General features: G+C 60.9%; 21 protein-coding genes and 2 pseudogenes. 11 read left to right on the top strand and 12 right to left on the bottom strand.

Features of this window, described 5'->3' with window-relative positions; translation table 11 throughout:
- The first annotated feature begins 450 nt into the window (after positions 1–450).
- Together AC1DIO_RS33750 and AC1DIO_RS33745 are read left to right on the top strand one after the other, a co-directional pair.
- Positions 451–678, top strand: coding sequence for a helix-turn-helix domain-containing protein (locus AC1DIO_RS33750; protein ID WP_476854787.1), 228 nt, complete (start codon positions 451–453; stop codon positions 676–678).
- Entirely contained in the window at positions 644–913 is a 270-nt protein-coding gene (locus AC1DIO_RS33745) for a hypothetical protein (protein ID WP_476833174.1), read from the top strand. Before AC1DIO_RS33750 ends, AC1DIO_RS33745 begins: the two co-directional genes overlap by 35 nt.
- A gap of 117 nt (positions 914–1,030) precedes the next feature.
- On the opposite strand, the gene AC1DIO_RS33740 is transcribed toward AC1DIO_RS33745, so the two are convergent.
- Both AC1DIO_RS33740 and AC1DIO_RS33735 read right to left on the bottom strand, forming a co-directional pair.
- The gene (locus AC1DIO_RS33740) at positions 1,031–1,567 is read right to left on the bottom strand and encodes a hypothetical protein (protein ID WP_476854786.1); all 537 of its coding nucleotides are present in this window, start codon (positions 1,565–1,567) and stop codon (positions 1,031–1,033) included.
- A 179-nt stretch (positions 1,568–1,746) separates the two neighbouring features.
- Positions 1,747–2,433 (bottom strand): annotated as a pseudogene (locus AC1DIO_RS33735) (response regulator transcription factor); the annotation flags it as partial.
- A gap of 864 nt (positions 2,434–3,297) precedes the next feature.
- On the opposite strand from AC1DIO_RS33735, the gene AC1DIO_RS33730 reads away from it, so the two are divergent.
- Together AC1DIO_RS33730 and AC1DIO_RS33725 are read left to right on the top strand one after the other, a co-directional pair.
- Positions 3,298–3,462 carry a hypothetical protein gene (locus tag AC1DIO_RS33730; RefSeq protein ID WP_476770269.1) on the top strand — a complete coding sequence of 55 codons (165 nt, stop codon included), beginning with the start codon at positions 3,298–3,300 and terminating at the stop codon, positions 3,460–3,462.
- A 600-nt stretch (positions 3,463–4,062) separates the two neighbouring features.
- On the top strand, positions 4,063–4,437 hold the full coding sequence (locus tag AC1DIO_RS33725) for a phasin family protein (protein ID WP_441508776.1): 375 nt from the start codon (positions 4,063–4,065) through the stop codon (positions 4,435–4,437).
- Between the two features lie 45 nt (positions 4,438–4,482).
- On the opposite strand, the gene AC1DIO_RS33720 is transcribed toward AC1DIO_RS33725, so the two are convergent.
- From AC1DIO_RS33720 to AC1DIO_RS33700, 5 genes are all read right to left on the bottom strand, one after another.
- Positions 4,483–4,866, bottom strand: a complete 384-nt coding sequence (locus AC1DIO_RS33720; RefSeq protein ID WP_441508777.1) for a hypothetical protein — start codon at positions 4,864–4,866, stop codon at positions 4,483–4,485.
- Positions 4,867–5,871: 1,005 nt separating this feature from the next.
- Entirely contained in the window at positions 5,872–6,117 is a 246-nt protein-coding gene (locus tag AC1DIO_RS33715; protein ID WP_441508778.1) for a hypothetical protein, read from the bottom strand.
- A 252-nt stretch (positions 6,118–6,369) separates the two neighbouring features.
- Positions 6,370–7,281 (bottom strand): transglutaminase family protein, encoded by a 912-nt coding sequence (locus AC1DIO_RS33710; protein WP_476854789.1) that lies wholly within the window; start codon positions 7,279–7,281, stop codon positions 6,370–6,372.
- 166 nt (positions 7,282–7,447) lie between these two features.
- Positions 7,448–7,855, bottom strand: a complete 408-nt coding sequence (locus AC1DIO_RS33705) for a transglutaminase-like domain-containing protein (protein WP_476854788.1) — start codon at positions 7,853–7,855, stop codon at positions 7,448–7,450.
- 15 nt (positions 7,856–7,870) lie between these two features.
- Positions 7,871–8,278, bottom strand: a complete 408-nt coding sequence (locus AC1DIO_RS33700) for a hypothetical protein (RefSeq protein ID WP_476854785.1) — start codon at positions 8,276–8,278, stop codon at positions 7,871–7,873.
- Between the two features lie 390 nt (positions 8,279–8,668).
- Between AC1DIO_RS33700 and AC1DIO_RS33695 the strand changes: the two genes are divergently transcribed.
- On the top strand, positions 8,669–8,851 hold the full coding sequence (locus AC1DIO_RS33695; protein ID WP_441508780.1) for a hypothetical protein: 183 nt from the start codon (positions 8,669–8,671) through the stop codon (positions 8,849–8,851).
- Between the two features lie 380 nt (positions 8,852–9,231).
- Here AC1DIO_RS33695 and AC1DIO_RS33690 read toward each other — a convergent pair whose 3' ends face one another.
- Positions 9,232–9,798 carry a hypothetical protein gene (locus AC1DIO_RS33690; RefSeq protein WP_441508781.1) on the bottom strand — a complete coding sequence of 189 codons (567 nt, stop codon included), beginning with the start codon at positions 9,796–9,798 and terminating at the stop codon, positions 9,232–9,234.
- A gap of 657 nt (positions 9,799–10,455) precedes the next feature.
- Here AC1DIO_RS33690 and AC1DIO_RS33685 point away from each other — a divergent pair.
- The 3 genes from AC1DIO_RS33685 to AC1DIO_RS33675 all read left to right on the top strand — a co-directional run bounded on the left by AC1DIO_RS33685 (position 10,456) and on the right by AC1DIO_RS33675 (position 11,653).
- Positions 10,456–10,869, top strand: a complete 414-nt coding sequence (locus tag AC1DIO_RS33685) for a hypothetical protein (protein WP_476854784.1) — start codon at positions 10,456–10,458, stop codon at positions 10,867–10,869.
- A gap of 312 nt (positions 10,870–11,181) precedes the next feature.
- Entirely contained in the window at positions 11,182–11,394 is a 213-nt protein-coding gene (locus AC1DIO_RS33680; protein ID WP_441509179.1) for a hypothetical protein, read from the top strand.
- A 133-nt stretch (positions 11,395–11,527) separates the two neighbouring features.
- Positions 11,528–11,653, top strand: a complete 126-nt coding sequence (locus AC1DIO_RS33675; protein ID WP_441509178.1) for a hypothetical protein — start codon at positions 11,528–11,530, stop codon at positions 11,651–11,653.
- A gap of 414 nt (positions 11,654–12,067) precedes the next feature.
- Here AC1DIO_RS33675 and AC1DIO_RS33670 read toward each other — a convergent pair whose 3' ends face one another.
- Positions 12,068–12,406, bottom strand: coding sequence for a 4a-hydroxytetrahydrobiopterin dehydratase (locus AC1DIO_RS33670; RefSeq protein ID WP_476854783.1), 339 nt, complete (start codon positions 12,404–12,406; stop codon positions 12,068–12,070).
- Positions 12,407–12,703: 297 nt separating this feature from the next.
- Here AC1DIO_RS33670 and AC1DIO_RS33665 point away from each other — a divergent pair, with 297 nt between their 5' ends.
- A complete protein-coding gene (locus AC1DIO_RS33665) occupies positions 12,704–12,826 on the top strand; it encodes a hypothetical protein (RefSeq protein ID WP_441509176.1) in 123 nt (40 codons plus the stop codon).
- Here the strand turns inward: AC1DIO_RS33665 and AC1DIO_RS33660 are convergent.
- On the bottom strand, positions 12,807–13,268 hold the full coding sequence (locus AC1DIO_RS33660) for a CBS domain-containing protein (protein ID WP_476854782.1): 462 nt from the start codon (positions 13,266–13,268) through the stop codon (positions 12,807–12,809). The two genes, AC1DIO_RS33665 and AC1DIO_RS33660, sit on opposite strands and share 20 nt — an antisense overlap.
- 1,224 nt (positions 13,269–14,492) lie before the next feature.
- Between AC1DIO_RS33660 and AC1DIO_RS33655 the strand changes: the two are divergent.
- Positions 14,493–14,717: pseudogene (locus AC1DIO_RS33655) on the top strand (SMC-Scp complex subunit ScpB); the annotation flags it as partial.
- Positions 14,718–14,815: 98 nt separating this feature from the next.
- Complete coding sequence (locus AC1DIO_RS33650; RefSeq protein ID WP_441509189.1) at positions 14,816–15,208, top strand: hypothetical protein; 393 nt, start codon at positions 14,816–14,818, stop codon at positions 15,206–15,208.
- Positions 15,209–15,425: 217 nt separating this feature from the next.
- On the opposite strand, the gene AC1DIO_RS33645 is transcribed toward AC1DIO_RS33650, so the two are convergent.
- On the bottom strand, positions 15,426–15,635 hold the full coding sequence (locus AC1DIO_RS33645; protein ID WP_441509217.1) for a cold-shock protein: 210 nt from the start codon (positions 15,633–15,635) through the stop codon (positions 15,426–15,428).
- A gap of 910 nt (positions 15,636–16,545) precedes the next feature.
- The coding region (locus tag AC1DIO_RS33640) for a TCP-1/cpn60 chaperonin family protein (protein ID WP_476854781.1) at positions 16,546–16,882 on the bottom strand (337 nt) is incomplete at its 5' end.

Below are 16,882 nucleotides of genomic sequence, written 5' to 3'. Positions count from 1 at the left end.
TGGTTGGCCTCGCTCCAAAGTGTTGTCTCGACAACCTCACTTTAGAGACCTTCTGGCCGGCCATGACCGCCGTGACGGCGCGCTGCGCTACGCAAGGCTTCGCGCGCCGTCAGGCAACGGTCGAGCCTCTTCCCAATGTGCTACGGCATCGACTTCACCTGGCAAGGCAATGATGAGATGGACGAGGTCTCGGGCGACGGATGGGCCAAACTTCAAACGGACGGCTCCCTCAAGGGCGAAATCCGCGTCCACAACGGTGACGATTCCACCTTCATCGCCCGCCCTAGGACGACTTCTTCAACAGCCTGTTAAGCGGGCCGCACTTGACCCTGCCGCTCAAAGACTGCCGTGCACCCTTGCCGCCCCATGCCGATTTACCACTTCTTAACCACGGCGGGCGCCATTCTGAGGCGTCCGTTAGAGCCGGGGGGCTTGGAAAGGACCGTAACCATGCGAGCGCTCGATGCTGTTCAAGCCGTCGTGGATCAGTTCGTTGGCCTGTMAGTTGCCTTTGTCGAACGCCAGCTGATCCTGGCAACGCTGCGGGAAACCGGCGGCAACCGCACCCATGCGGCCTCACTACTCKGCATTTCCATCCGCACGTTGCGCAACAAACTTACGTTGTACGCAGCGGACGGCTACAATGTACCAGAACCTGTACATCCAGCGACACAATGAGCGCGCGATGTCCCTTGCCTCGCCGCATGGCATTGCCGCAGCAAACCTCGTCTCCTCCGCAACCATGGCCGGCCTCCTGCGCTGCCTGGTGCAGAAAGGCGTTTTGCAAGCCGCCGACATAAGGGAGATCTACGAAATCGTGCTTCTCCTTCTTGAACAGCAGCAAGGCGCTGTGCCGGACGCAGAAGTAACCTTTAAAGCCGCCCGATCCGCAATTGAACGGAACCTGGCATAGCCAGTCAGGCCAAGCAGAGCCTCGCTAATGACTATCGGCCGATGTTCACGACGCTACACAGGCCTCCAAGGCCTAAAAAAACGATTGGCGCACAAGCAAGTCGTCCCCTCGGTCCTGCTATCGGCTGTCGCAGCCCCATGGCATCGGCGGCAATGACGGCTCCTGACGTTGCTTGCGCAGTGCCTCGACCTTCACAGGCTTCGGTGCCTTCGCCGCTGCCGGCCTTTGCGGCTTCGGCTCGCGGGCCGTTCGCGGCGGCTTCAACTCACGCGCCTGTGCCGTCAGCCTCAAAGCCTCGTCCTCGTTGACGCTCCGCCATCGGTCTGAGAGCGAGAACACGTTGACGAAGCGCGGCCCCACCGCGATGTCAATCAGGCCGAGACGATCGAGCAGCGTCAGACTTGGCGACAGCGTCTGCCGTCCGAAGCGGTGGTCCAGCCTGAAGGTATCGTAAGACAGCGCCACGCTGGTGCCGCTCCCGATTTCCGTCTCGATGACAGCGAGCAACCGCCGCGCAGCCTTGGTCAGCACCCAATAGGCCGGTGACACCACGCGTTCAATCATGGCCAGCCTCCCCGGAAGTATGACCCGCTGATTAATCCACAGTGCGCCGCTGGCGGTCAACGATCCGGTCCGAGCCGAAACAATGATCACCGTTGGATCGATTACATCGTCATTTTTCTTCGCGTTTGGTTTTTCCTGAAATAAACGCCTGCGTTAATCGCGGATCTAGCCCGTGGCTTGGTAGAAATGCAACGCTCATTTCGCGGCTGAATTGCAATCGAGCGGGCGCGGTCGATAACAATGGTGTCGTCATTGTCGGATGGAGCCATCTGAAGGGAAGGATCTGCATTATTCAACATGTAGCCACGTCCCCAGACAGTCCCGATGTAGTTGGTTCTGCCCGATATGGCCGCAATCTTCTGTCTCACCTTGCAGATAAATACGTCGACGATCTTGAGCGCAGGTTCGTCCATCCCACCATAGAGGTGGTTGAGGATCATTTCCTTTGACAGAGCGAAGCCACGGCGGCTCGCCAGGAACGCAACGAGTTCATATTCCTTGCCGGTCAAACGAACGGGCTTCCCGGCCACGTCAACCGTTTTCGAATCCAGATCGATGCAGAGATCTCCGACCCGGACGGTGCGGTTCTCCGTACCGTTACACCGACGCACCAAAGTCCGCAGGCGGGCAAGAAATTCGTTTCGGTGGAATGGCTTTGTCACGTAGTCATCCGCCCCTGCAATCAGGCAACGGACCTTCTGTTGAATCTCGTTGATGCCCGAGAGGATCATCAGCGGCGTTGTAATGGAAGTTGCTCGGAGTTTCGTGAGCACCTCCATGCCAGGCATGTCGGGCAAGCCGAGATCCAGAACGATCAGGTCAAACCGCGCCGACTGAGCGAGGGCAAGGCCATCGGCTCCGCAGGCTGACTTGGTGACCTCGAAGTTCTCCAGCGTGAGAAACATCTCGATGCTCTGCGCGATCGATGCGTCGTCCTCAATCAATAAAACGCGCATAACAAACTCCGATTCGCAGCGGATATCTTCACAACGTTGGCTGAAGCATGGTTAATAATTCCATATTTTTACGCTGGTCGGTCTTATAATAGGCTTCCCCCGACCGTGGGGAAGACCACCAACTTCATCGCAAGGGTTACGATCAGCCATATCGTCAGCGAGAGTTCTTCCATCGCCATCAAGACATGATCTTTCGCTGGAATTCTTGCGCCGGCCGGGGCCGAAGCGCTTGGTAGATGGCCCCGCGTCGGGGTCGATCTGCTTGTGCGGCTGGGGCGTACAGGGCGTCATCCTGCCGATGTCGACTGCTTTCCCGATGGGCGGCGGCGACGACGGGAAGGGCGACGCAGAACGTGAGGACCTCCGATTTGATGACCCGGATCCGAGAGGTGGAAGCGAGCCTCCGCTCTGAGCCGAAAGCGTTCAGCCGTCCCGGCAATGCCCCGAGTTAAGTTCAGTTGAGAGCACGTCGTTGGCTACATCGAAACGCACGCTGAATTGTTGCGCCTGGATGGGTTGCCCTTGCCCATGCGGCGTTGCTCGAAGCGTGGCCGTCTCAACGCTAGCGGCCCGCATGGGCAAGGGGCCCCATTGACGGGGGCGCGGGCTGGCCGACGGTGGCGGGGCGCGTGCGAGCATGGGCAGGCATCGCACCCCGCTGTCACCTCGACCGGCTAGTGACGGGAACTGGGCCTGCGCAAGAAGGCCGGCGCCCGCCCCATTGCGATGGGCCGGATCGTCAGACCGGCCCCCCAGCCTCCGACGATCCGACCCGTTTGCTCACACTTACGGAGTGTCCAGACTAGAGCGCCCGTTCGGATCGGCGCGCGTTGATATGGATCAATTTCGGGCATCGATGCCCGAGTGCCCAAGCTGGTGCAGGCCCTCGATGTAATGACGGCAGCGACCGTCGCGCATAGTATGACCGACGGTATTTCCGCGACGAAAAGCTTTAGCTTGGTCATTGCCGCCACGAGTGGCCCGGAGATCAACGCAGCCAAACGCTTCTTCCGACGGATCGAGGCATGAAAGAGCTTTGGCTAATCTTGTCTTCGTTTGACCAGCCTACCTTTCGTGAGCACCATGGGGCATTGCACGACCTTGCCCTGAGTCGATTCGACGGCAGGGGCGGGGGTAGCGGATAAGCCGATACTGATCCAAGGCTCCCCGGCATCGCCCCCCAGCTCTAGCCGGGCGCAGAAGACCCCGTAGCGCCATCCGCAATCTGGCATCTACGCGGTTTTTCCGACCGGATGAATGATGACTGCTAATTCCAAGCTCGGCTGCTGCAACGCGGCGACCGACTCACTGACTGCTGGTGTCGTTCTCTAAACGCTCACACCCTCTGGTTCAGCGCCGGCCAGGAGATCTCTTGCGCAACCAGGTACACCCGGAACGAGCGGGCATCCTCAAGCCCGGGCCGGCCCGGGGGGGCGAAATGACGCCGAACTGTCGCGATCGGGATGGCCTATGTTTGCTGCGCTGCAGCATGTTCTTGACATTAATGCTGCAGCGCACAATACGATAACCAGTCCCCGGTGGTTATCTCTTTCACACGAGCTTGGGGCGACACGTCGGGCCGTTCCGGCCCTTCACTAAAGCGCCACCAAAGGTGCACAGGAGAAGACCATGATCCAGAAGTTCGAGACCCTTCAGAAGGCTTCCAAAGAGAACGTCGACGCAGCCCTGAAGGCCTTCGGCGCCACCTCCAAGGGCGTGCAGACCATTGCCGTGGAGGCCACCGACTATGCCAAGAAGTCCTTCGAGGCTGGCACCGCCGTGATCGAGAAGCTCGCTGGCGTGAAGACCTTCGACAAGGCTCTCGAGATCCAGGCCGAGTACGTCAAGACCTCATTCGAGGGCGCGGTCGCCCAACTTACAAAGATGGGCGAGCTCTACGCCGCTCTCGCCAAGGACGCCTACAAGCCGGTCGAGGGCATCGTCGCGAAGGCCGCTCCGGCCGCCGCCGCTGTGGTCGCTGCCGCTACGAAGCAGGCCGCCTGATTTCGGCCAGCCGCCGTAAGGCGGCCGCGCTCCCAGTGAATAGAGTTACGTAGGAAGCCCGGCTGCGGCAGGCTCTATGGAAACCGATTGGAGGCTTCGGTTTGACCGGAGCCTCTTTTCATTTTGCGCATCCATCACCTTCGGGTCGACAGCGCCGGCGCACGAAGTTCGTCGTCGAGAAAGCCGTCTTGGAGATCGAGGTCGACGATGCCAACGCTGGGGCCCGGCGTCCTCCTCTTCGTCCTCATCTTCATCGAAGTCCGCATCGATGTCGATGCCCGGCGAGTTCAGCTCGGCGACGACCCAGCTCTCGTTCATGCTCAATCGCGTGTCGCCGCGGCCCCTGCCGAAACGCACCCTGCGGTGATGGCCGTGCCGCCAGCTCACCCGCATCGGCTTGACGACGAGCGGCAGTTTCTTGTCCTTCATGGTCCACGGCCTTCGCTCAAGTACGGTCACATGTCGCCGTTCCCGAGCCGTTCGCGGGGTGTTCTTCCGGCCCGGAAACGTGTTTCCAATTTCCGGAAGTTTTGTTCGCAATTCTCCCGCCTGACAGCTCCATCTGGGCGCGACGCTCCCCACGCCGCGAAGAGCATCTGCAGTCAGGTGGTGGTCTCAGACATGGGGCCTGACGTGCATCGTCATGTTGCGGTGCCCGGACTTGGCGATGTTCATCTCTTCCCTGACGCGGGCGAGCGCCCTGGCCAGCGGCGAGCGTGCTTCTTCCGATCCCATTGCGCCGGCCGCAGGGCCAGGGCCTTGGCCTCGCCTTCGCTGAAATGGACGATCACCTGGAGCGGGGCATGCGTTCTTGGGTGCGTGAGCGTGTCAGACATGACGGCACACAATGGCAGACCACCTCGGCGGCGACGCGCCTCACCTTGCCGTCCTCGAAGCCGGGATCGATGCGTAGTAGGTAGCTGCCGAAGGCTCTCGCCTTGACGGTGTGCAAGGCTTCGGTGGAACTACCTTCGGACACCGTGCTGTTCTCGACGGCCGGCGTCCAGAACCAGAGCCTCGGTGGATCATTGGCGATCTCAGTGAGCTTGCGTTCGGCCTCGGCCCGCTCAGGTCACGGCGAGCCAGACCAGAACGAAGGCGTCGAAAGCGACGCTGAGCAGGCGGCCCTTTCTACGCATGGAAACGGGCCTCGGACGCGATGCGGAACAGCCTATTCCCGCCGTCCTTTAGGCCAATGTCGCCGCTCAGGCCAGGTTGTAGCGTCGTGGCCTCACCTTCGGCGAAATCTCGCCCGATCTACAGCGATCCCAGCGGATTTGCCGCTTAGCAGCTTCGCTGGCTCCTTGGTGTCCGCACCTCTGGCCGAGTACGGGCACACTCGATGATGGCCACGGGATGAGCCGGTTGCTGACCGAGGAAGAATGGCAAGCAACGTTCGGCATGGGGGAACGGTGCCCACTCTGGGCGCGCGGCTTAGTCCAAATTGTAGTTGCCATCCCGCGCGGCATAGTCAGCCTCGCAGAGCGCCTTCGCTTCAGCGACCGACTGCCTGTGGCCAATCGTCAGCTCATAATGGTCATCGCTGCAAAAGGTGACTTTGTAGAAACGGTCGGTTGCTGCCTCGATGATGTACCGCTGGGTTTCGTCGCGGTAGCCAACCGTGCCGTTGCTGCGGGCAATCATGGCCCAGATCAAGCTGGTGGTGCTGTTAGTGCTCATCGTCGGCTCTTTTCGCAGCGGTGTGGTTGCACCCCCATGCCAGACCAGCCAACGGTGTCATGCTGAACCGCGCCAAAATATTGCTAAATCACGCCAGGGCAAAGTGCTTGACGTTGCCTATGGCCACATCCGACGCTCCCCGGTGACCTCCCCAGGGTCGGCCGGGTGAGGAGACCCCGTAGAGCCAATCTCCAGCTGGTTTTTCCACCCTATGACACGTGGCAAGCGGAACGGTCTGGGAGAGGATGAGCTTTACCCCGATTTATCTGGATCTTCGACCTCTGTATTCGTCTTTTCCTTAGTCACATTGACTTGCACGGTCATGCCGAGAGCATCCGAGGCGAGGCCGGAGTAGCTTCCCGTGAGTGGAATCGCCTGGCGAGGGTCCCGGGCAACGGCGACCCGGACAAGATCCCGATTGCCGACGATGCCGTTGGTTGGATCGAACTCMACCCATCCGGCTCCGGGGAGATAGACTTGGCACCAAGCATGGGTAGAGCCGCCCCCGAGCGTGGTCGAGGTGTCGCGGCTGGGAACGTAAATGTATCCCGTGACAAAACGAGCCGCGAAGCCAAGGGAACGCACCGCCTCCATCATGAACAATGCAAAATCGCGGCAGGTGCCGCGACCTAGGCGTAGCGTGATAAGCGGCGGCTGGGTTCCGGCCTCCAGACGACGCGAATAGGCAAAGCTTTCGTGGATTGCATAGCATAGCGTCATCAACAGCTTCCCGGTGTCAGTCCGCCGGCCAACGTTGACGAATTGCTGGGCCCATCGCCCGACTTCGTCATCGTCGTCGAGGTAGTGACGATCGGTCGTACCAGCCAGATCCGCTGTTTCGTCCGAACTATAGGCGAAGGGATACGTCAGCGCCTCCTCATCCATCTGGAAATCGGGCGTTGCCTGCGGCGTGTGGTCGAGCTGAATCCGGGTTTCGAAGCACAACTCCGAAGCGGGACGAGAAATCCGAACGAGCGCGACGCAATTGCCAAAGACATCGTGAATCCAGCGGATAGTGCTGGGCTCCGGATCAATCACCAGGGTCGCCCTGAGTAGCCTCTGGTCATAACTGTCCCGGGGGCGAAACATCAGTCGGTGCTCACCGAACCCCACCGGTTTTGCATAGTGATAGTTTGTGATGTGCCTGACGGAGAATATGGTCATATCGATCGCTTTCGGCCCGGCAAATTGGACTTGCTTGGCCTCTGTGAACACCCGAGCCAATCCGGCGGGAAAGATAGACCAGCTGCACGCTAGGCGAGAGCGTTTTGAAGAATGTGCCGACCTAAATCACGGCCTGCGGATCGAGAGTTTGCAAGCGCCGCATCGCTTAGGTTGCTACCACCTCTTCGGTGATGACCTCGAAGCGTTGGAGAATGTGCGGGCCGAACGTGTGGATCATCGGGATGTCGGCGGCGTCCCGGCCCCTGCCCACCAGGATGCGACCGATGCGGGGCATATTGTGCCGGGCATCGAAGGTGAACCACTCGCCGCCGTCGAGATACGCTTCGAACCAGGCGTTGTAATCCATTGGCGCCGGATCACGCGGCACGCCGATGTCGCCCAGGTAGCCGTTGCAGTAGCGTGCGGGGATGTTCATGCAGCGACACAGCGCGGCCGCCAGGTGAGTGAAGTCACGGCAGACCCCGACCCGTTCCGTCATGGCCTGCACCGCCGTACGAGTGCCGCGGGCTGACTGGTAGTCGAAGCGAATCTGAGCATTGACGTAGTTGCAGATCTGCTGGACCCGATTTCAACCCGGGGCGCAGTTCCCAAAGAGGCTCCATGCAGTTGCCGAGAGCTCGTCAACCTCGCAATAGCGGCTCGATAACACGTATTCCAAGACCTCGGACGGTAGGTCCCCGGCGAAGACCTCCTGCGCGTTTTGGTCGACGTAATCGACCTCGCCAGAATCTCGGATGATCATGTCGCTGGTGAATTCGACGCCTCCCGGGGGCACAACCAGGCGCCGGCGACGGTTGCCGAACCCGTCCGCATATTTGGCGGTCGGCACGTTGCTGCCGTCGTTCAGGGACCTGACGGCTGTCTTGGGCGTCGTCACCAGGTCGCCATCGCGGCTGGGGTGGGGGTCGAGAAGCAGCAAGGCGGGCGTCGGCTGATAGGTGACGATCTCGATCCGATAGCCGATCCTAATTTCCATGGAAGCCGTCCTTGCGCGCTGGATTAATTAGCGCAAACCCATCGAGCAGCGGCGTAGTTCCGCGCGCATAGAGCCATTTTGGACGTTGTGGCGCGTTTGATGCTGCTGCGGTCAGAGTTTCTCCGAATCCCCCTTGTCGTTCAGCAGAATCAATCGCTGATGCCGTTTGAACTCACGGAGCCCCCCCGAGAGGCGCTTACGCCTTGGCCCAAAAAAGCGCGCGTGACGACGAGTGGCTTTTCCGGAGCCGTAGTCGGGCAGGCGATTACCGCGACGCTCCGGCAACATCACACTCAGGAAGCCGGCAGTCGCATAGTCCGGCTTCTGTTCTTCGCGCTCCTCACTTGGCCGGACGGACGAAGGCGTCGGTGGTCGCACCGGAAGTCGACCGTGGTCGAGACCGAGCGGGAAGGGCCCTTGTTGCCGGAACCACTGCGAGCGGAGCTTCTCGACGGAATCCCGGGCGCGCTTGATCGCGAAAGGAGGGGCGTCAAGAGTATTCGGGGGGAGGCTGCCGTCGCCAAGCTTAAGGCAGAGATCGAAAGCCTGCAGCTTATAAAGATGATGGGGTGAGGCTCATTCGAAGGGCGGGCGGAGACCCCGCCGTAGGCGTGGCCAGCACGCAAATGAAACGTACCTGCCTTCTCGGCGGTTCCGTCCGGCGTTAGACTGCTGATCGCCCGCGGCGGCTGCGTTTCCCCACGCCAAATCAGGAACCGATCCCATGACCATTCGCGGCATTTGCGCAGCAACCATCTGCGCAAACCCACGACGATCTTATGGTGAGAATTATTGAAATCATCGATAAACTGGATGAGATGAAGAAGAAAAACGATCAGCTTTAAGGGCGCTCGCAGCGGCTCTAGGCAAATTGTATGACCTAGAGACTACAATAGATAAAAACTGCAAGAAATCGATCTGTTTTTTGGAGGCGGAAGCCTCGGTGCTTCGGATTATGCGCCAGCGTTGGACGGAGAGCCGTGTCTCGGAATCGCAGCGCTGAGTTTCGCCTCCCCCAAGAGAGCTCCGCGGTCATTGCCCCAGCGCCATTCACCCTCGGCAGCATAATTTATCGTCCGAAGAGTTGAATACCTCGTACCGATCGCTGAACTGGCGATCTTCGCAGCGAGTACTGCTTCAGGGGCTGGGACGTCGATTTTGCCAAGAAAAGTTACGGCATCAAGTTCCGCGGGTTCCCACCAATCTGCAATTACGCCGAACACGGCCAAACGTCCGTTGTGGGCAAATCGATGTTCCTTGAGGATTTGCGCCTGTTCGGCCTGCTTCAGCGTCGGGACTTCTCCCCACACGCCGTCCAATACGGCGATGGCTACGTGTTTCTGGTTGGGGCCGATGATCTTGAACGCAGAGTATCGCCCGGTTTCCGCCGGTGCGAGCGTGGAATAGGGCCTGGTTCGAAAAGCGTAGACAGTCCCCGCCGGGGGTAGGCCCTCGTGCGAGGGGGCAGCGACAGGTTCATCCGTGTCGGCGAGTGTGCGCAGGCATGATGTCGCGACCATGGGCATCCTCCGACGGCAGCGTGCCAGAAGGATGCAATGTCCGCCATGGCCCTGTGGGCCAAATTCACCGTCACCGGAAGTCGCGCGTCTTGACCCTGATCGGATCGAGTTCGAGTCAAGCTGCTGCTGGGGGAAGGCCCACAGCACCGGCCCCCTAAACAGCCAGAGGTTTCAATACCGACGAAAGGATAATGGCATCGGCCATGGTGCTGCAGGTAGGAGAGTGGCGTCGCGGGGAGGGAACGCCGTGATGAGAGCCGGCAGCGTTCCATCAGATGAACGCGCCGGCTCAATTCTCAAGGCCCCCGGCGGATAACCGCAGCGCGTGCGTCGCTTCGCGAGAAGGCAATGACTCCGAGGAACATTGAGTAGTAACATCCGTTTCGGTGGGGGCTGCGCGCTAAACTTGGCCCAGGGCGTCAAGGTGCTGCCATGAAAGACGGAAACGGAAATCCTCTTTCGCCGGAACAAGAGGCTGCAATCCGGAACGGAGCGCTCTCCGTAAAGGAACACACTGAGCATGGCCTTGCTGAGGACCTAGTTGCCAGGACCGCTCGGAAGCATGGGGTGGGAATAGACGCGGTAGAGGTCGCGTTAGCAACGCTTCGCCGCGGTCATGGCAAGATGGCCCAATTCTCTCATCCTGAGTTTGGTGGGATGGCCCAATGGATCGCCGGCGGGATGAGCATGGTCGGAGACATGTTCAATGCCGCGACAAAGGGGAAGCTTGATGGAGTGCTTCACGACCTAGCTGATGGGCTCCAGAGGGGCGAAATCGAGATGGATGTGGCAAAGCGCGCAAGCAAAAGCCATCCAGCGCGGAGCAACGAATTAGGCTGGCCCGCCGAGTTTGGTCTCCCAGCGACGGCGGGAAGCCAAAACGACATGCGTTATGCCTTCTTTCCGACCGCCCGTCGGCTGATCATCGACGATGGAACCAAACGGACGGTTTATGACACCGGTGAGCACATGATCTCCGGGGTCTCGCAACAGCAGAGTGCCGACCGAACGACGACGTTTCAAAGCCAGCTCGGCGCGGTAAATATTGGAGACCTCCCAATCCTGCGTTAGCTCGAGCGAATTCCCGTGCGGGATCGGGTGGCGAGAGATGGACTTCGACTAGCTGCTCAGCCTACGTCCCCGCCGATACCGCCAACGATGGCGGGCGTTCGTGTATCCACTCGTTGTAGTCACCAGCGACAGTTCTCGCGGACCGGCCGGATGGATTCCTGGATGCCGTCGAGTTTGAAGTATGCTTCGCCGGTCCGAAGACTGGTCTCACCCCGAGCAAAGTAATCTTCGGCGTCAAGGAGAGCCTTTACGAGGGTAACCAAGCCGCATATCGAATACTGCCTCAATGTGTGTCGCGGCGGGGAGGCTTGGATGGCGACAATCACCTACGCGGAATGGCTCAAACAGCTCGAGAGAATGGAGCGAGAGCAACGCGACCACTATGCCGCCAACCGCGAGAAGGAAGGCGAAGCGGTCGGCAGGCAGATCGAGCAATGGATCGTTGAGGGTCGCGCTGAGGGATTCTGTGCGCCGGATGGGCGCCCGCTTTCGCGGGTCGTGACACTCGCAACGGCGTCCGGATGAGAGCTTGTGTCGGACTGAGTTGAGCGCTGCCGCGCGCAACCAACGTGGCTAGCACCGCGCGACTGCTCGTGATGACGTCCTTCGGATGGAGCTGTTCCGTCGCGAAGGATGTGTCAGCCGCGGGAAGCTGCGTATGAGTTCATTCGTCGCGTGGGGGCATCACATGCTTGCGGGCAATCCCGTCAAGGCTGTCTGGCTGCGCGCTGCGATCGTGCTGGCGCTCGCTAGGCTCATCGTCATCCCGATCGCCGTCAAATAAGAGCGCGGGCCGGCAGGGAGCTGGGGGGCTTGATCCAGCCGGCCGGCTGCCCAGCGAGCCCGGACAGCCACCGAGCCTCGCGGCTCGGCCGCACGATCATCATCGGCCGAAAGGGAGGGATGGCAAGGTGTCCGAGTGCGACTTCCCTCAGTTCAATGCATGATGCCGGACCCACGTTCGAGGAAAGCCGGCGTCCCTTCGTTCTCCACAGTGAGTCAGAACTCACGGTGGGCGTCCTGGCCAGTAGCGAAGAGATCATCCCACACGGTTGATGCGCCAGTTTCGTCGATGTCTTCCAGCGACCATCCCCCTGGACCGGCGACGCGATAGATTTGCCGGCACACGGACATGCCGTCGTGCCACCGGCCGCCTCGGCTGCGGCGCAGCTGACTGACGCGGCAGGGCCGGAAGCCCTCACCCACCCGCGAGTAGATTGATCTTCGCCGCCATGATGAAATCGTTCTCGTGCAGGCCTTTGATCTTGTGCGTCTGCAGCGAGATAGCGGCATAGCCCCAGCCGAAACAAATATCCGGGTGATGTCCCTCGTCCTCGGCGAGGCGGCCGATCCTGTTGATGAAATCCAGCGACTCGCGAAAATCCGAGAATGCGAACTTGCGGCGCAGTAGGTGCCCTTCCTCCGCAAGGTCCCAGCCCGGAGCCTGAGGCAGATAGGCCGCTGCTTCTTCCCGCGTCAGCGGCGGGATGCCGCCACGGCATGGCGTGCAGGTTTTCCGGGCAATGTCTTCCGTCATGACAACTTCCCATCACCGAGGGGGACTCCCCGACCTTGATGCCGGGCGGCAGCCTCGCGGACATTGCTCCGGCCGCCCATGCCGAATGGCAGGCAGCCAACCGGCCGAGCTGTGAATTTCGCGCCCCTACCCCGCGGTCCCCGCCCTGAACAGTCGCTGGTGGTAGTGCCGCTTCCGCTCAAGCTGTCTGCTGGCACAGCGCTCCTCGCGCATATCGAGCGCCACAAGCAGGAACAGAAGCAGCCTCGTGATCGCCGACAGGCCGTTCCGGGCTGTGTCGACGATCAGCAGAGTCGGATGCCGCCCCACATCATCAGGATGAGCGCAGGCGCCAATTCGCTTTCGCGCGAGAAAGCCCGCTTGCGCGATCTCGCGCTGCTCACCCTGACTGTCGTCGCGATCAGCCCCCATGGAAGCTAGTGGGCCAAGGTGCCGAGGCGTGAGGCGATGCGTCGCGTGCAACAAGCTGCGATACCTCAGCGAACAGGTCCATCGGCGCTCTCAGCGCCAAATCCGACAGGGAGAGGATACCGATCATCCGTTTCTCTCTGTTCATCACCGGAACATGATGGATCTGCTCCTCCGCCATGCGGCGCGTCGCATCTCTGACGTCATCGTCCTCGAAGCACCAGGTGATGCCCGCCGTCATGACCTTTCTTGCTTTTGTCGTGTTGGGATCGGCCCCTTCGGCGCAACCACGGCAGGCAAGGTCTCTGTCCGTGATCATTCCGATAAGGCGATCATTTTCTCCCACCGGAAGGCACCCGATTTTCGCGTCGCGCATCTTGCGCGCGACCTCGGTCAGCGAGATGTCCGGAGAGATCCATTCTGCATGTGCGGTCATGGCGCCACGAACGAGCATGGTTACCTCCTGCTCTGCGCGGCTTCGAGTCTGAGGCATGTGGCTCTCTGAATGGATTGCCTGGTGGTCTCCACGCTGCGCCGGAATGCGCTGCGCCAGCCGAGCGCGCTATTCAGAAAACTGCCGAAAGCTTGGTCCGGGAAAAGACTCTGGCGAAGGCCTGTCCCAGAGAGCGGCATGCCCGTGGATGATAACGGATCATCGCGGGGCGAGCCAGCGCGGTGTGCTGGCCGCCAATCAGTTCGGCGCAGCACGGGCCGCTGCATCGCCGGGTAATCGGTGCCGCAAGGGCGGAACGCGCGCCAGCCGCGAAGAAACGCGGATTTGCGCCCGGCATCCCGCGCATCGCGTATCGTCCTGCGCTATGATGCAGACGATTGCTCCGACGAGCAGGAGTGGAGCATGATCCACGCGGCGTGCCACACGGCCGATGAGGCGATGCTGGTCGAGTTCGACGCAACCCCTTGGTTCGACGAGGCCGATCCGGCCGCCATTGCGCTTCTCGCCAAACGGGGCTGGTCGGCGCCGTGGGTCGCTGACGCCCTCGAGCTMCGGACTGGATATGAAGCGATCAGCGAACTGATCCGCTACGCGCGGGATCGGCTGGAGATCGAGTCGAGGGAGGATCCATCCTGGCCGACATTCGAGTGCCGTGTCGATGGCGCCGAGGCGACCGCATGGCTCGATCGACATCGACCCGATATCGCAACTGAGCTCCGCCCGCGCCGCTTCGGGTGGCCGAGAAGAGGTCCATGGTTGATCGCGAGCGCGTCGTTGCCGGGCGCCAGTCTTCGTGTGCCATTGCCGCGCGAACGCGATCGGACACGACCGCGACGGGACCGCATCAATACCAATTCAGCTAGCAGCCTTGGCCGCGAACCTCGGCGATCAGATCACCGGCCGCCCGGAACGAGTAGCCTACCACGTCGACGTCCGCGTGGATCCAATCCCGATTGGCCCGTGCAGACCAGAACTCCCGGGCAGTGTCGTCGTCGTTAAGATCTAATGCACGTCTGACAGCCCTCTCAAAAGCCGCATGTGGTTCTATCGCTCGATCAGACCTCGACGACACAGAGGGGATCGAACCACGGATTTTCTCGATCACCGTGAAGATTTGGATAGCCAGCCTGATTGCCAGGACGCGGGTGCGGTCCACTCGGTAGTCGTGTGATCCGTGATCGTGGCCGTGGACCCAGAGTTCGGGCTGGTTCCCTCCATCAGAGCCGCAGCCCGGAGCCGGGGGCGCCCTATACCTATGTGACGACGAAGACATTCCTGGCGGTCTTGGGTCTCGCCAGCCTGCGCGACCTGCCCGATCTCGAGAAACTCGAGGATGGGGGCCTGCTGAGCAAGGACACGCTGCTGGCGAGGCGATTCCGACGAGCGGCGCCGACGTTCTCCCCCTTTGATGACCCGGATCCGAGCGGTGGAACTGAGCCTCGCCTCTGACCTGGGATCGTTCAGCCGTACTCAAAAGTCTGGATTGGCGCGCTTGAAGACGAGCCGGCCCGCTCTAAGGTACGAATGTGTGTTGAGGGAGAGTTGCGATGGCCTACCGCCCCCACGATGTCATGTTTGCTTTCGCCAAGACAAGAAACGGCACGCACGTTGCGCTTGCGATGCAAAAACACCCCTACCGGAAAACGCCGAACGAGTTCGAGATCGAAGGGGTCGATCTTGACACTGAGCTGTGCCTGCAAAACGGCTTTCTCCCCGTCGGGCCAAGGGTCTGGTCATTGGTCGGTGATATCGACCAAGAAATGGCGGTCGCGTTTTTGACGGGTCTTGGCTTCGTTTACGACCCTCATATCGCGGCGCGGGATCGGGCAACGGATGTCGTCGAGGGTCGCTCGACTAAGGCGATCCTCGGTTTCTACCGCGCCGAATGGCTTGTGATGGTCGTAACGTCGGTCGCGCTGGCGTCTTGGGTTGCGATTTGAGCACTGTGATGGGGATCGACGCCGTGGTGGCCGGCCGGCTTGTCAGCACGCCGCAGCCCGGCTTTGCCCTGCACCAGCTGACCTAGGGCGGCGGCGCCGAGGGGAGGGCGACGCAGAACGCGACAGCCTCCCCTTTGATGACCCGGATCCGAGCGGTGGAACTGAGCCGAGAGCATGTCGGCGGATCCGCCCGGGCCCTCGCATTCAATCTGAGGCCTCACTCGGCGCGAAGATTCTCGGCTGACGCTTTGCCCGACCGCCTGTCTGGCACGAGCTCGTAGGAGATCTTTTGTCCTTCGCGCAGGTCGCGCATGCCCGCTCGTTCGACCGCGCTGATGTGAACGAAGGCATCCTGGCCGCCATCGTCCGGCTGGATAAAGCCAAAGCCCTTGGTCGAATTAAACCACTTCACTGTTCCCGTCGCCATAAGCCACCTTTTAATTAATCGACAAGCCAGCATCGCACGACGCTCGAATTGCGCAAGCCGAAGTGTTGACGTCATGCCGTAGGCCAAGGTGATTTGCATTTTCTTGTTGGAACAGCGTATCTCTCGATTCTCGGTAGACTGGATTGGCGTTATAGGGTCGGCAGCCGTCACCACAGAGTGACGCAACTGGTTAAGCACCTTATCGCCCCGTCGTTGCGAGACACCCCGACGGGGCGGAATCTTTATTTGTGTTGGCCGKGCTGACAGGTCGGTCGTTCACAGGCGTTGATGGCCCGAACAGGGCAATGGCGAGCACGAGATTAATAAATAGAAGTTGCCGGCGACTGAGCAAAGCCACGGTAATCCAACAACCAAAATGGAGAGGGGAAGCTCTGAGACCTCAAAGGCCGCGATCAATTCCCGGCTACCACGGCCGCGATTGATCCTGACCCGCGTCGAATAGAGCTTCCCCTCCCACTTCCCCAGCCTAGGCGGCCCGATGGCTGCTCCGCAAGAAGCAGGGATGCCGGAATGTTATCTAACCGTTGCCCGCAGACCCATGCGAACAGCAGCCAGATACTTGTTCTTCTCAGCCAAACCCAGCTTCGAGGTAGTTGCGACGGTGTCCACTTGAGTAAAACCGACGCCAGCTAACCTGCGGGGGCAATGGTGGCGGGTGATGCGTCCGCGCGGCTGGCTCAGGCGGCATGTCGCGCCCGAGTTGGGGTCATCGCAACTGACGGAGTGGACGTCGGCGCCGATGAGATCTCGGGCACGGTCTACGTGTTCCGGCCACGGTCCACCGAGCGATCAAGCTCGTTCGATAGAAAGCAGAAGCCTTTCGCTGCCTATAAGAAAAAGGCCCGGCTTGCGCCGGGCCTTCCTTGGAGACGTAGAGAGACTTGGACGATCAGAAGTCCATGCCGCCCATGCCGCCGCCGCCCGGCATAGCCGGCATGGCGTCCTTCTTCGGCAGCTCGGCGATCATCGCTTCGGTGGTGATCAGCAGGCCGGCGATCGAAGCCGCGTCCTGGATCGCCGTGCGCACGACCTTGGTCGGGTCGATGATGCCGGCCTTGACCAGATCGCCGTACTCACCGGTCTGGGCATTGTAGCCGTAGGCGTAGTCCTTCGACTCGAGCAGCTTGCCGACCACGACAGCGCCGTCATCGCCAGCGTTGTCGACGATCTGCTTGGCCGGGGCCATGATCGCCTTGCGGACGATCTCGATGCCGGTCTTCTGGTCC

The organism is Allobosea sp. 05T439, from assembly GCF_056396005.1.
This window is presented reverse-complemented; position numbering and strand designations above follow the sequence as displayed.

Excerpts from the sequence above, each read along its gene's own strand:
- AC1DIO_RS33745 (WP_476833174.1), top strand. The coding sequence starts at position 644 with ATGTACCAGAACCTGTACATCCAGCGACACAATGAGCGCGCGATGTCC.
- AC1DIO_RS33725 (WP_441508776.1), top strand. The coding sequence starts at position 4,063 with ATGATCCAGAAGTTCGAGACCCTTCAGAAGGCTTCCAAAGAGAACGTC.
- AC1DIO_RS33720 (WP_441508777.1), bottom strand. The coding sequence starts at position 4,866 with ATGAAGGACAAGAAACTGCCGCTCGTCGTCAAGCCGATGCGGGTGAGC.
- AC1DIO_RS33715 (WP_441508778.1), bottom strand. The coding sequence starts at position 6,117 with ATGAGCACTAACAGCACCACCAGCTTGATCTGGGCCATGATTGCCCGC.
- AC1DIO_RS33700 (WP_476854785.1), bottom strand. The coding sequence starts at position 8,278 with ATGGAAATTAGGATCGGCTATCGGATCGAGATCGTCACCTATCAGCCG.
- AC1DIO_RS33690 (WP_441508781.1), bottom strand. The coding sequence starts at position 9,798 with ATGGTCGCGACATCATGCCTGCGCACACTCGCCGACACGGATGAACCT.
- AC1DIO_RS33685 (WP_476854784.1), top strand. The coding sequence starts at position 10,456 with ATGGCCCAATGGATCGCCGGCGGGATGAGCATGGTCGGAGACATGTTC.
- AC1DIO_RS33680 (WP_441509179.1), top strand. The coding sequence starts at position 11,182 with ATGGCGACAATCACCTACGCGGAATGGCTCAAACAGCTCGAGAGAATG.
- AC1DIO_RS33675 (WP_441509178.1), top strand. The coding sequence starts at position 11,528 with ATGAGTTCATTCGTCGCGTGGGGGCATCACATGCTTGCGGGCAATCCC.
- AC1DIO_RS33670 (WP_476854783.1), bottom strand. The coding sequence starts at position 12,406 with ATGACGGAAGACATTGCCCGGAAAACCTGCACGCCATGCCGTGGCGGC.
- AC1DIO_RS33665 (WP_441509176.1), top strand. The coding sequence starts at position 12,704 with ATGCCGCCCCACATCATCAGGATGAGCGCAGGCGCCAATTCGCTTTCG.
- AC1DIO_RS33660 (WP_476854782.1), bottom strand. The coding sequence starts at position 13,268 with ATGCTCGTTCGTGGCGCCATGACCGCACATGCAGAATGGATCTCTCCG.
- AC1DIO_RS33650 (WP_441509189.1), top strand. The coding sequence starts at position 14,816 with ATGGCCTACCGCCCCCACGATGTCATGTTTGCTTTCGCCAAGACAAGA.
- AC1DIO_RS33645 (WP_441509217.1), bottom strand. The coding sequence starts at position 15,635 with ATGGCGACGGGAACAGTGAAGTGGTTTAATTCGACCAAGGGCTTTGGC.